Source organism: Phenylobacterium sp. SCN 70-31 (genome assembly GCF_001724605.1).
GTDB lineage: Bacteria > Pseudomonadota > Alphaproteobacteria > Caulobacterales > Caulobacteraceae > Phenylobacterium.
Map to the genome: position 1 here is coordinate 39,707 of NZ_MEEX01000034.1, position 11,512 is coordinate 51,218.

General features: G+C 67.8%; 11 protein-coding genes and 2 tRNA genes. 6 read left to right on the plus strand and 7 right to left on the minus strand.

The window, feature by feature from the left end:
• Positions 1-33: 33 nt before the first annotated feature.
• The 4 genes from ABS78_RS20265 to ABS78_RS20280 are packed head-to-tail and all read right to left on the minus strand — an operon-like array spanning position 34 to position 3,982.
• Positions 34-822 carry an ABC transporter permease gene (locus ABS78_RS20265; RefSeq protein ID WP_293383770.1) on the minus strand — a complete coding sequence of 263 codons (789 nt, stop codon included), beginning with the start codon at positions 820-822 and terminating at the stop codon, positions 34-36.
• Positions 823-852: 30 nt separating this feature from the next.
• The gene (locus ABS78_RS20270) at positions 853-1,737 is read right to left on the minus strand and encodes an ABC transporter permease subunit (RefSeq protein WP_293383773.1); all 885 of its coding nucleotides are present in this window, start codon (positions 1,735-1,737) and stop codon (positions 853-855) included.
• The gene (locus ABS78_RS20275) at positions 1,734-2,885 is read right to left on the minus strand and encodes an ABC transporter ATP-binding protein (protein WP_293383776.1); all 1,152 of its coding nucleotides are present in this window, start codon (positions 2,883-2,885) and stop codon (positions 1,734-1,736) included. The genes ABS78_RS20270 and ABS78_RS20275 overlap by 4 nt, the downstream gene beginning before the upstream one ends.
• Positions 2,882-3,982: a polyamine ABC transporter substrate-binding protein gene (locus tag ABS78_RS20280; protein WP_293383779.1), complete on the minus strand. Its 1,101-nt coding sequence runs from the start codon at positions 3,980-3,982 to the stop codon at positions 2,882-2,884. The genes ABS78_RS20275 and ABS78_RS20280 overlap by 4 nt, the downstream gene beginning before the upstream one ends.
• A 73-nt stretch (positions 3,983-4,055) precedes the next feature.
• On the opposite strand from ABS78_RS20280, the gene ABS78_RS20285 reads away from it, so the two are divergent.
• Positions 4,056-4,409 (plus strand): DMT family protein, encoded by a 354-nt coding sequence (locus tag ABS78_RS20285; protein WP_293383782.1) that lies wholly within the window; start codon positions 4,056-4,058, stop codon positions 4,407-4,409.
• A gap of 58 nt (positions 4,410-4,467) precedes the next feature.
• Here ABS78_RS20285 and ABS78_RS20290 read toward each other — a convergent pair whose 3' ends face one another.
• Complete coding sequence (locus ABS78_RS20290) at positions 4,468-4,932, minus strand: hypothetical protein (protein ID WP_293383785.1); 465 nt, start codon at positions 4,930-4,932, stop codon at positions 4,468-4,470.
• Positions 4,933-5,125: 193 nt separating this feature from the next.
• Between ABS78_RS20290 and metG the strand changes: the two genes are divergently transcribed.
• Both metG and ABS78_RS20300 read left to right on the plus strand, forming a co-directional pair.
• Entirely contained in the window at positions 5,126-6,934 is a 1,809-nt protein-coding gene (metG, locus tag ABS78_RS20295; RefSeq protein WP_293383788.1) for a methionine--tRNA ligase, read from the plus strand.
• Positions 6,935-7,043: 109 nt separating this feature from the next.
• Positions 7,044-9,215: a TonB-dependent receptor gene (locus ABS78_RS20300; RefSeq protein WP_293383791.1), complete on the plus strand. Its 2,172-nt coding sequence runs from the start codon at positions 7,044-7,046 to the stop codon at positions 9,213-9,215.
• Between the two features lie 39 nt (positions 9,216-9,254).
• On the opposite strand, the gene ABS78_RS20305 is transcribed toward ABS78_RS20300, so the two are convergent.
• Both ABS78_RS20305 and rlmB read right to left on the minus strand, forming a co-directional pair.
• Complete coding sequence (locus ABS78_RS20305) at positions 9,255-9,989, minus strand: TerC family protein (RefSeq protein ID WP_293383794.1); 735 nt, start codon at positions 9,987-9,989, stop codon at positions 9,255-9,257.
• Positions 9,990-10,040: 51 nt separating this feature from the next.
• The gene (rlmB, locus tag ABS78_RS20310) at positions 10,041-10,901 is read right to left on the minus strand and encodes a 23S rRNA (guanosine(2251)-2'-O)-methyltransferase RlmB (protein WP_293383797.1); all 861 of its coding nucleotides are present in this window, start codon (positions 10,899-10,901) and stop codon (positions 10,041-10,043) included.
• 134 nt (positions 10,902-11,035) lie between these two features.
• Between rlmB and ABS78_RS20315 the strand changes: the two genes are divergently transcribed.
• The 3 genes from ABS78_RS20315 to ABS78_RS20325 form a co-directional block, all read left to right on the plus strand.
• A tRNA-Tyr gene (locus tag ABS78_RS20315) sits at positions 11,036-11,122 on the plus strand.
• Positions 11,123-11,297: 175 nt separating this feature from the next.
• Positions 11,298-11,371: transfer RNA gene (locus ABS78_RS20320), tRNA-Gly, on the plus strand.
• A 42-nt stretch (positions 11,372-11,413) separates the two neighbouring features.
• Positions 11,414-11,512: GTP-binding protein (locus ABS78_RS20325; RefSeq protein ID WP_199225306.1), on the plus strand; the 99-nt coding region annotated here is incomplete at its 3' end.

An 11,512-nucleotide genomic window follows, 5' to 3' on the forward strand; every position in this document is an offset into this window, starting at 1 on the left:
TCGGATCGCCTGAGGCGCGTTCGTCGACACGGATCAGTTGCGGGCGCGGCGGCGCTGCTGGACCAGATAGGCGGCGACGACGCCGGTGGCGACGAGGCCGATCAGCAGGGTCGAGACCGCGTTGATCTTCGGGTCCACGCCCAGGCGCACGGCGCTGTAGAGCCGCATCGGCAGGGTGGTGGCGCCGGGTCCGGAAGTGAAGCTCGCGATCACCAGATCGTCGAGCGAGAGCGTGAAGGCCAGTATCCAGGCCGCCGCCACCGCCGGTGCGATCCCGGGCAGGGTCACCAGCATGAAAGCTTTCCACGGTGGGCAGCCCAGGTCCTGGGCCGCCTCCTCCAGCGCGGGGTCGAAGGTGGCCAGCCGGGCTTGGATCACCACCGTGGCGTAGGCGAGGGTCAGGGTCGCGTGGCTGAGCGTGACCGTCCAGAAGCCGCGCGGCAGGCCCAGCGAGACGAACAGGAACAGCAGCGACAGGCCCAGGATCACCTCGGGCATCACCAGCGTAGCGTAGACCCCGCCTGCAAGGGCCGTGCGTCCGCGGAATCGCCCGCCGCGCACCAGGGCCACCGCCGCCATCGTGCCGACCAGTGTCGCCAGGGTGGCCGATATGGCGCCGACGCGAAGGGTCACGCCGATCGCGTCCAGGAGCTGCTGGTCGCGGAACAGCGCGGCGTACCAGCGCGTGGAGAAGCCGCCCCACACGGCCACCGAGCGGCTGTCGTTGAAGGAGTAGATCACCAGCACGACGATGGGCGCGTAGAGGAACACGAGGCCCAGCGCCACCGAGGCGATGTTGAAGGCGGAGGGGCCCCGTCTCATGGCTCCAGTCTCATGGCTCCCGCGTCCGTGTCATTTCAGCACCTTCGACTGCTGGCGTTCGAACAGCAGGATGGGGACGATCAGGGTGGCGAGAAGCACGATCGCCACGGCCGAGGCCGCCGGCCAGTCGCGGTTGGCGAAGAATTCGGTCCAGATCACCCGGCCCAGCATCAGGGTCTCGGAGCCGCCCATGAGGTCAGGGATCACGAACTCTCCCGCCATCGGGATGAAGCAGAGCAACGCGCCCGCCGCGGCGCCCGGGATCGAGATCGGCAGGGTTACGCGCCAGAAGGCCTGGAGTGGCGTTGCGCCGAGGTCCTGGGCCGCCTCGATCAGGCTCTCGTCCTGTCGCTCCAGCACCGCGTAGAGCGGCAGCACCATGAAGGGCAGGTAGGCGTAGACCAGGCCCAGCAGGACCGCGGTCTCGGTGTTCAGGATGTCCACGGGAGGAAGGCCCAGCGCGCCGAGCGCCGCGTTCAGGACGCCCGCCGGCTTCAGGATCGCGATCCAGGCGTAGATGCGGATCAGGAAGCTGGTCCAGAACGGCAGGATCACCGCCATCACCAGCGCCTCGCGCACGCCGGGCCGGCAGCGGGCGATGCCGTAGGCGATGGGATAGCCGATCAGCAGCAGGAGGCCCGTGCCGGTCGCCGCCAGCCGCAGGCTCGAAAGATAGGCGTCGAGATAGAGGCGATCCTTGACCAGCCGTGCGTAGGTTTCGCCATCCAGGCCGGCGAGGAAGGCGCGGACGCCCTCGAAGCCCTGGCTCCAGTCGATGCGGGGCGCATAGGGCGGCATGGCCAGCACGCTGTCCGACAGCGAGAGCTTGGCGACGAGGGCGAAGGGGAAGGCGAAGAACACCGCCACCCAGAGCAGCGGCAGGATGGCCGCCAGCCGGGACCGACCGCCGCTCATCGGGTGAGCACCACCGCGCTGGTCGGTTGGAAGGCGAGCCAGACCGCGTCGCCGACACCCAGGGGCCGGTCCAGCGCCCGGGTCGCGTTTGCCCGGGCGGCCCGGAGCGTGCGGCCGGAGGCCATGCGGACCATGTAGGTCGTCCAGTCGCCCAGATAACCGTAGTCGTGGATCTCGCCGCGGACCACGTTGGGCGCATCCCGGTCGAGGTCCGCGGGGCGTTCGGTCAGGACGGTGATCTTCTCCGGCCGCACGGCCACCCACGCGGTTTTGCCCACCGGACCGGCGCCCTCGGCCTCGAACAGGCCCTCGTCCGAGGCCAGTTTCACGCGCCCGTTCTCGGAGTGGGTCACCCGCGCCTCGAACAGGTTGATGTCGCCGATGAAGCCCGCGACGTAGCGGTCGGCGGGCGCCTCGTAGATCTCGGCCGGGCGGCCCACCTGAACGATCCGGCCTTCGCGCATCACCGCGATCCGGTCGGCCACGACCATGGCCTCGTCCTGATCGTGGGTGACGATCATGAACGTCATGCCCAGCGACTGCTGAAGCGACATCAGTTCGAACTGGGTCTCTTCGCGCAGCTTCTTGTCCAGGGCCGCCATCGGTTCGTCCAGCAGCAGGATGCGCGGCCTGGGCGCGATCGCGCGCGCGAGGGCGACCCGCTGGCGCTGGCCCCCCGAAAGCTGGTCGATGCGCCGCCGGCCCAGGCCCTCGAGCCGCACGAGCGCCAGCATCTCCTCCACGCGGGCGGCGGAGTCGGCCTTGCCCAGCCCCTGGCGCTTCAGGCCGAAGGCGATGTTCTGGGCGACGTTCAGGTGCGGGAAGAGGGCGTAGGCCTGAAACATCATATGGACGGGGCGCCGGTGGGGCGGATCGTCCTGGATATCCCGGCCTTCCAGCAGAATGCGTCCGGCGTCGGGCGTCTCGAACCCGGCCAGCAGGCGCATGAGGGTGGTCTTGCCGCAACCCGAGGGACCGAGGAGGGCGAAGAACTCGCGCTCGTAGATGGACACGTCCACGCCATCGACCGCGCTTACCCCGCCGAACGCCTTCGATACGTGATCAAAACGGACGAGAGGCCGCGCCGTGGCGTCCTCCCACGGCGCGAACGTGTCGCGGATCCCCCCGATCTGGGGCCGGACGCTCAACGTCCGGTCAGCACCCGGGTCCACTGGCGGTTCACCTCGCGCAGCAGTTCGGGGTCCTTGGTGGTGGTGACGAACAGGCGCTGGGCGACCTCGGGCGTGGGGTAGACGTTGGGATCGTTGCGGATCTCCTCGTCCACCATCGGCGTCGCGGCATCGTTTGCGTTGGCGTACTGGGTGAAGTTGGAGGCGCGGGCGATGATTTCGGGTCGCAGCATGAAGGTCATGAACCGGTGGGCGGCCGTCGTGTTCGGCGCATCCTTGGGGATCGTGAAGACGTCGAACCAGACCTGGCTGCCTTCCCTCGGGACGGCATAGGCCACCTTGACCCCGTTCTTGGCCTCGTCGGCGCGGTCGCGCGCCTGAAGCACGTCACCCGAGTAGCCCACGGCGACGCAGATGTCTCCGTTGGCCAGGGCGTCGATGTATTCGGACGAATGGAATTTCCGCACCGAGGGGCGGACTTTCATCAACATCTGGGTTGCGGCCTGGTAGTCGGCCGGCGATGTGGAATTGGGGTCCTTGCCCAGATAATTGAGCGCCACCGCGTACATATCCTCGGGCGCGTCGAGGAAGTAGACGCCACAGTCCTTCAGTTTCGCCAGGTTCGCCGGGTCGAACACCACCTTCCAGCTGTCGATCTTCACGCCGGGCAGGCGCTTGGCGACGGCGTCGACGTTGTAGCCGATGCCGACCGTGCCCTGCATGTAGGGCACGGCGTACTCATGGCCCGGATCGAAGGCCGCCAGATGCTTCATCAGGTCGGGTGAGAGTTTTTCGAGGCCGGGAAGCTGGGCCATGTCCAGCTTCTGGATCGCGCCGGCGGTGATGTAACGCGGCAGGTTGTGGTTGGATGGGACGACGAGATCGTAACCGGTGCCGCCTTGCAGCATCTTGGTCTCGAGCACTTCGTTGGAGTCGAAGGTGTCGTAGACGACCTTGATCCCCGTCTCCTTCGTGAACTCGGTCAGAAGTTCGGGGTCGATGTAGTCGGACCAGTTGTAGATGCGCAGCGTGTCGCCGGCCTTGTCGCCTTGCGGACTGCATGCCGCGACCGCCAGGGCCGTAGCCACACCGACCCACTTCCACCAGGACGTCATCTATACGGTTCCCCCAATCGTCGCCGGCGCAGGTTATAGGTCGCTTCGAAGCCACGTTAAGCGCGAATCGACCATGACCGCCCCCTGGACCGCGATCGCCCCCATCCTGCTTCTGATCGCCTCGAACGTGTTCATGACCTTCGCCTGGTACGGGCACCTGAAGGTCGACCGCGGACCGCTCTGGGCCATCGTGATGGTGAGTTGGGGGATCGCGTTCTTCGAATACTGGCTGGCCGTTCCGGCCAACCGCATCGGCCGGCAGGTCTATGATCCCGCCGAGTTGAAGGCGATGCAGGAAGTCATCACCCTGGCGGTCTTCGCAGTCTTCTCGGTGACCTACCTGGGCGAGAAATTCACCCTCAACCATGCCGTGGGTTTCGGGTTCATCGCCCTGGGCGCGTTCTTCGTCTTCAAGGGACCGCTCTGAACTCCGGAACGGCCCGCCGCGGTGCGGCGGGACGCCCGAAGTCACCGGCCTCCCGAAGTCACGGACCCGTTGGCAGCATGGCGACGACCTCGTTGGTCTTGGAGATGAACTTCACCCCCTTCACCCGGCCGTCGGTGTACCGGTCCCAGGCGCTCTTCACCTCGACCGGCGTCGGGCCGGCCGCGCCGGGGGTTGCGGGTTTCTGGGCCACCACGTCGACCTCGTAGATCCCGTCGGGCGGCGTGGCCGCATACACCCGGGGCAGGAAGCCCACCTGAGTCCAGCCGGCGCCGTCGGTGGAGGCCTTGACCTCCAGGTCCACGCCGCCCCCGGACGCCGGTTTGACGCCGCCCGACTGGATCGAAAGAACCTGTTCCTGGCCTGCGTACATCGGCGCCTGCCGCGCGAGGGACTTCTTCGGAGATTCGGCGGCCGGCGCGGGCTCCGCGGCGGGTTCGTTCTGGCCGCAGCCCGACAGGATGAAGCAGGCCGCGAAGCCTGCCGCCACTATGGACGTTCGCATGTCTTCCTCCCTCGGGGCGGACACATGAGATCGCTGGCGACTCGATAGGCCGCCGCTCGCCCCTCAGGCGAGTTTGACGCGATATGGACCCTCGGCGCGAGCGTTTCTTGCAACGACGACTATGGCGATCCAGGGCACGGCCCTGTAAGCCGCGTGTCCTTACCGGCCGCCAGAAGACCATCGACCCACGCCCATGTCCCGCATCCTCATCACCTCGGCCCTGCCGTACATCAACGGGGTCAAGCACCTGGGCACGCTGGCCGGATCGATGCTGCCCGCGGATGTGTACGCACGGTTCCAGAGGTCGCGGGGGCGCGAGACGCTCTACATCTGCGCCACCGACGAGCATGGCACCCCCACCGAGCTGGCCGCCGCCGAGAAGGGCCAGGACCCGGCCACGTTCTGCGCAGAGCAGCATGAGGTCCAGCATCGTCTGGGCCGCGCGTTCGGTCTGTCCTGGGACCACTTCGGCCGGACATCCTCACCTCAGAATCGTCGGCTCACCCAGCAGTTCGCCCAGCAGCTCTGGGAGGCGGGTTTCATCGAGGAACGGGTCACCCAGCAGGTCTATTCCAACGCCGACCGGCGTTTCCTGCCCGACCGCTACGTCATCGGGACCTGCCCGCACTGCGGCTACGAGGCCGCCCGCGGCGATCAGTGCGAGAACTGCACGCGGGTGCTGGACCCTGCCGACCTGCTGCACCCCCGGTCCGCGGTGTCGGGCTCGACGGACATCGAGATCCGGGGGGCCAAGCACCTGTTCCTCCGCCAGAGCGTGTTCGCCGGCAAGCTGCGCAATTGGATCGACGGCAAGCGGGGCGCGTGGCCGCTGCTGGTCACCTCGATCGCGCTCAAGTGGCTGGACGAAGGCTTGCAGGACCGGGGGATCACACGCGACCTGGAATGGGGCGTGCCCGTGAACGCCCGTGAGTGGGGCCCCAATCCCGAGGGCCAGCTTCCCGACATCGAAGGTCTGGCCGGCAAGGTCTTCTACGTCTGGTTCGACGCGCCGATCGGCTACATCGGCGCGACCTGGGAATGGGCGGACGCCCGCGCCCAGGAAGCGGGGCAGGGGCCCGCGCCGGACGCCGCATGGGAACGCTGGTGGCGTCAGCCCGAAGCGGCCGACGTGAAGTACGTCCAGTTCATGGGCAAGGACAACGTCCCCTTCCACACCGTCGGCTTCCCCTGCACGCTGCTCGGCGTCAACGAGCGTACGGACGCTGGCGGGAACTGGGCGGTCGCCAACAACGCGCCGTGGAAGCTGGTGGACGAACTCAAGGGCTTCAACTGGCTGGACTACTACGGTGGCAAATTCTCCACGTCGCAGGGACGGGGCGTCTTCATGGACCATGCGCTGGAGCTGCTGCCGCCGGACTACTGGCGGTGGTGGATCATGGCCAACGTTCCGGAAACTTCGGATTCCACCTTCGCCTGGGAGCAGTTCCGGGAGCAGGTGAACGCCGATCTGGCCGACGTGCTGGGCAACTTCATCAACCGCATCTGCAAGTTCGCCGAGAGCCGGTTCGAAGGCGTCGTCCCCGCGGGGGGCCAGCCGGGCGCCCTGGACGAGAAGCTGGAAGCCGATGTCCTGGCCAAGTTGCGCGAACTCACCGGGTTCATGGAGGAGCGCGAGTTCCGCAAGAGCGCCACCGCGCTGCGCCAGCTTTGGGTGCTCGGCAATCAGTATCTGACCGAAGCGGCGCCTTGGACGGCCATCAAGACCGACCGTGATCGCGCGGCGGTGGCGGTGCGCTACGGCCTGAATCTGGCGGCCCTGTTCTCGCGGGTGTCCGAGCCTTTCATCCCCTTCGCCGCCGAGAAGATCGCCGAGGCCCTGGGCCAGCCGTTTCCAGGGATCTGGCCGGCGCTGGACGGCGAGGGCGTGTTGGCGGCGCTGGAGCCCGGTCAGCCGATCCGTGCGCCCGAGGTGCTGTTCCGCAAGATCGAGGACGCCCAGGTCGCGGAGTGGCGCGAGCGGTTCGGCGGACCCGACGCCTGAGGGCTTAAAGACCAACGATCTCCAATTTGCGAGTGAATCGCAAAAACTTTGACGGCGACGGCGAAGCTGTTAATGCGACTTACTATTAGTCGCGAGTTGGGGATAATTCATGTCGAGTCCGTGTTTGCGGCGCGTCCTCCTGGGGACGAGCGCGCTGGCGTTTGTCGTGTTCGGTGGCCAGGCGGCTCTGGCGCAGGTGGCTGTCAGCGCCGCGGATCGTGGCGCGGACGCGTCCGCCGCGACCGAGGTCGACGCCCTGGTGGTCACCGCGGCCGGCTTCGAGCAGAAGCTGACCCAGGCCCCGGCCAGCGTCACCGTGCTGCCGCGCGTTGAGCTGGAACAGATGCGGGCGACCAGCATCGCCGAGGCGCTGTCGATGGTGGAGGGCGTCGATGTCGGCGGGGCGGTCGGCAAGACCGGCGGCCTCAACATCAACATCCGCGGGATGGGCAGTGACTACACCCTGATCCTCGTCGACGGCCGGCGGCAGAACACGGCCGGCAGCGTCACGCCGAACGGCTTCGGCGAGACGTCGACCAGCTTCCTGCCTCCCATCGGGGCGATCGAGCGCATCGAGGTGGTGCGCGGTCCCGTCTCGACCCTGTACGGTTCGGACGCCATGGGCGGGGTGGTGAACATCATCACCCGCAAGGTCGGCGAGCGCTGGACCGGTTCGGTCACCCTGGATGGCACGCTTCAGGAGAACAGCGAGTTCGGGAACTTCTACGGCGGCAACGCCTATGTGACCGGCCCTGTGGCGCCGGGGCTCCTGGGGCTGGCGCTCCGCGGATCGTTCACGAACCGACAGGCCTCGAAGCTGACCTTCCAGAACGTCGCTGGGGCGAACGCGCCGATCACCGGCTTCGGGCGCAGCGCCACGCGGGCCGAACTGCGCAGCGCGGGCGGCCGGCTCACCCTGACCCCGCATCCGGACCACAACCTCTGGCTGGACGTGGACTGGTCCGAGCAGTGGTACGACAACTCGACCTCTCAGCTCGGCACCAACACGACCGCGGGCGGCTACGCCGATGCGCTGGAGTTCAGCCGCACCCAGTATGTGCTGGCCCACGACTGGAAGCTGCCGTTCGGGGTGCTGGAGAGCAACATCTCCCGCGGCAAGACCGAGACCAAGGGCCGGATCATTCCCAACGGCGTCGCCGGCGCCGGTGGGCCGCGGACGCTGGAGTCGGTCAACACGATCTTCGACTCCAAGCTCTTTTCGCGCTGGGGGAACCACACCTTCACCGTGGGCGGCCAGTACTGGGACGCCGAGATGGTCGACGGCGTCGCGCCCGCGCCGTTCGCGTTCACCCAATGGGCCGTATTCGCCGAGGACGAGTGGCGCTTCACCGAGGGGCTGGCCCTGACCGTGGGCGCCCGGCGCGACGATCACAGCACCTTCGGTTCGCATTTCAGCCCGCGCGGCTATCTCGTGTGGAACGCCAACGAGAACTGGACGGTGAAGGGCGGCGTCAGCCAGGGCTTCAAGACGCCGCGGCTGGAACAGCTCGCCAGCGGCATCAACGGGTTCGGGAACCAGGGTCGACTGCCGCTGATCGGGACTCCGACGCTGAAGCCCGAGACGAGCACCAGCGTCGAGGCCGCGATCTACTTCGACAACCTGAACGGCTTCACCGCCAACGTCACGGCGTTCCACAACGACTTCAAGGACAAGATCGCAAGCGGCCAGCCGGTGGCGAACTGCAGCTTCGGACTGACGCAGGCCCAGTACGACTCGGGAAGCGGCCGCCCGGCGGGCTGCACGGACGTGGGCTTCTTCCCGACGGTCGCGACGTTCGGCCAGAGCGTGAACATCGACAAGGCGGTCACGCGGGGGGTGGAGATCGCCTCGCGCTGGCGGTTCGCCGAGGACTGGAGCCTGCAGGCCAACTACACCTTCACGGACAGCGAGCAGAAGAGCGGCGCCTCGGCCGGCCTGCCTCTCACCGACACCCCGAAGCACATGCTGAACGGCGCTGTCCGCTGGGCCGTGAACGACCGGCTGAACACCTGGGTCCGCGGCGAATACCGCAGCAAGCGGTATCGGGGCGAGGGTGCGGCCCGCACGGCGCTCGGCGATTACAAGGCCTATGCGGTGTTCCACCTGGGGGGATCGTTCGAGGTGCGGGAGAACGTCACGCTCAATGCGACGATCTACAACCTGCTGGACAAGTACTTCGTCCGCCAACTTCCGTACGGAACCCCTGTGGCCTATGCGCCCGAGTACACCAACAATCAGGAAGGCCGGCGGCTTTGGGTCTCCCTGAAGGTGGACTTCTGATGCGGGCCGGGGCGCTCCAGCCGGAGCGCCCCGGATACGTCAGTGCGCGAGAATCCGCGCCTCTTCCTCGGGCGTGATATCCAGCGGGGTCGGCATGACGGCGTTGTAGGCCGGGGTCTGACCCAGATCGACCACCACGCTGCGGTGGCCTTCCCACATCATGTGCAGCGCCACGTAGAGCACGATGAGCAGGCCGATGTAGCCGATCCAGCGGTGCTTGTGCAGAAGACGGGCGATCCATGTGGCGGCCACGCCCATCAGGGCGATGGAGAGCAGCAGGCCGAACACCAGGATGGCCGGATGCTCGCGCGCGGCGCCCGCCACGGCCAGCACGTTGTCCAGCGACATCGAAACGTCGGCGACCAGGATCTGGATGAAGGCGTCGCGGAATTTCTTCGGCTGGCGGACCGCGATGGCCGCAGAGGGCTCGGTCGTGGGATCGTCGTCCAGCACCGCTTCGGCGGCGGCTTCCTCATGCGCCGCCTGGTCGCGGAGTTCGCGCCACATCTTCCAGCAGACCCAGAGCAGCAGAACGCCGCCGGCCAACAGCAGGCCCACGATGCCCAGGAGCTGGGCGGTGATCAGCGCAAAGCCGATCCGCAGCACCACGGCGGCGATCAGTCCGTAGAAGATCGCCCGCTTGCGTTGCTCGGGCGGTAGGCCACCGGCGGCCAGGCCCACGGCCACGGCGTTGTCGCCGGCCAGGACGAGGTCGATCATCAACACCTGGAGCAGGGCCGACAAGGCCGAGGGGGTCAGCAGTTCTGCGAGCATTTCGCCTCCATGCGACAGCGGGGACGCGGCCGCAACCTGTTCATCCCCGCCTCATCGTTCACGCGGGCGGGCGGCCTCGTACAGCGCGATGGCTGCTGCGGCCGAGACGTTCAGGCTCTCGAAGCCGCCGGGCATGGGAATCTTCGCCAACTCGTCGCAGTGCTCGGCCACGAGGCGGCGCAGCCCGTCTCCCTCCGATCCCATGACCAGCACCGTGGGCGAGCCGTCCAGGGCCGCGTCGAGTGTCCGCTCGGACTCGCCGGCCAGGCCCACGCTCCGCCAGCCCAGCCGCGACAGCTCCTCCAGCGCCCGGGACAGGTTCACGACCCTCGCGATGGGCGTCTTCTCAACCGCGCCCGCGGCGGCCTTGGCGAGGGCGCCGGTCAGTTTGGGCGCGTTTCGGTCCTGCAGGATCACGCCCGTCACGCCGAAGGCGGCGGCCGAGCGGAGGATCGCCCCCACGTTCTGCGGGTCGGTGACCTGATCGAGCATCAACAGCACGGCGCCCGGGCGGACGTCGAAGTCGCTCAGGTCGGAGTCCTCCAGCGCTGCGGGGCGCAGCGCGACGCCCTGGTGGACCGCGCCCTGCGGCAGCATCAGCCCGATCCGGTGGGAGTCGTGCAGTTCCAGCGCTTTCAGGGGGCCGAAGCGCGATTCGAGCTGGCGCGCCCTGTCCGGCGTGGCGGCGAGCCGAACGGGTGGGCCGCGGCGGGGGTTGGCCAGGGCCGCCTCCACGGCGTGCCAGCCCCACAGCCAATCGTCGGCGGGCGGACCGCCCCGGCGCTCGCCGCGAGGGCGGGAGGGAGTCTTCGCCTCGGGTCTGGCCTCGGGCCGGAGCTCGTGTTTCGACGGGGTTCGGGGGGCCGATTTCCAGCCCTTTCGGGCGTCGTTGCGTTCGCGGGACGAGGCCACTATAAGACGCGCTCCGATTTGGGGCCCCCTCGGTGGGCCGCCGTATTCTGGACGAGAGACCGGCGCTTTACGCTCCCCTCCCGCCCGGGCGGAAGCCTTTTCTCCGAAGGCCCCATTTTGGCTCCGAGCGCGCTGGGGGAATGTCCCGAGTGGCAAAGGGGGCGGACTGTAAATCCGCTGCTGTAATGGCTTCGTAGGTTCGAGTCCTACTTCCCCCACCACGCGCCCGTGAGAAGCAACCTGAGGAGATGCGGCGACCCCGCCCTCCGATCGCCGTGAAGCGGCCGGGTTGTTGCAAGGGTAGATCGACCGGGCTTGCCCGGCCTCCGGTCGCCGGAAGGCGGCCGGTTCGTTAAACGGAATATCGAGCCGGGGTCGCCCGGCTCGGGGCTATCGGCGGGTATAGCACAATGGTAGTGCAGCAGCCTTCCAAGCTGAGGATGCGGGTTCGATTCCCGCTACCCGCTCCAGCTCCTTGACGCAAAAGTTTAAGCAACGCCGGCAGGACCCCGATGGCCAAAGAGAAATTCGAACGTAACAAGCCGCACTGCAACATTGGCACGATTGGCCACGTTGACCACGGCAAGACGACGCTGACGGCGGCGATCACG

Coding starts and splice junctions, on each gene's coding strand:
- metG (WP_293383788.1), top strand. CDS start 5,126: ATGTCCCGCATCCTCATCACCTCGGCCCTGCCGTACATCAACGGGGTC.
- ABS78_RS20280 (WP_293383779.1), bottom strand. CDS start 3,982: ATGACGTCCTGGTGGAAGTGGGTCGGTGTGGCTACGGCCCTGGCGGTC.
- ABS78_RS20305 (WP_293383794.1), bottom strand. CDS start 9,989: ATGCTCGCAGAACTGCTGACCCCCTCGGCCTTGTCGGCCCTGCTCCAG.
- ABS78_RS20270 (WP_293383773.1), bottom strand. CDS start 1,737: ATGAGCGGCGGTCGGTCCCGGCTGGCGGCCATCCTGCCGCTGCTCTGG.
- ABS78_RS20285 (WP_293383782.1), top strand. CDS start 4,056: ATGACCGCCCCCTGGACCGCGATCGCCCCCATCCTGCTTCTGATCGCC.
- ABS78_RS20300 (WP_293383791.1), top strand. CDS start 7,044: ATGTCGAGTCCGTGTTTGCGGCGCGTCCTCCTGGGGACGAGCGCGCTG.
- ABS78_RS20265 (WP_293383770.1), bottom strand. CDS start 822: ATGAGACGGGGCCCCTCCGCCTTCAACATCGCCTCGGTGGCGCTGGGC.
- ABS78_RS20290 (WP_293383785.1), bottom strand. CDS start 4,932: ATGCGAACGTCCATAGTGGCGGCAGGCTTCGCGGCCTGCTTCATCCTG.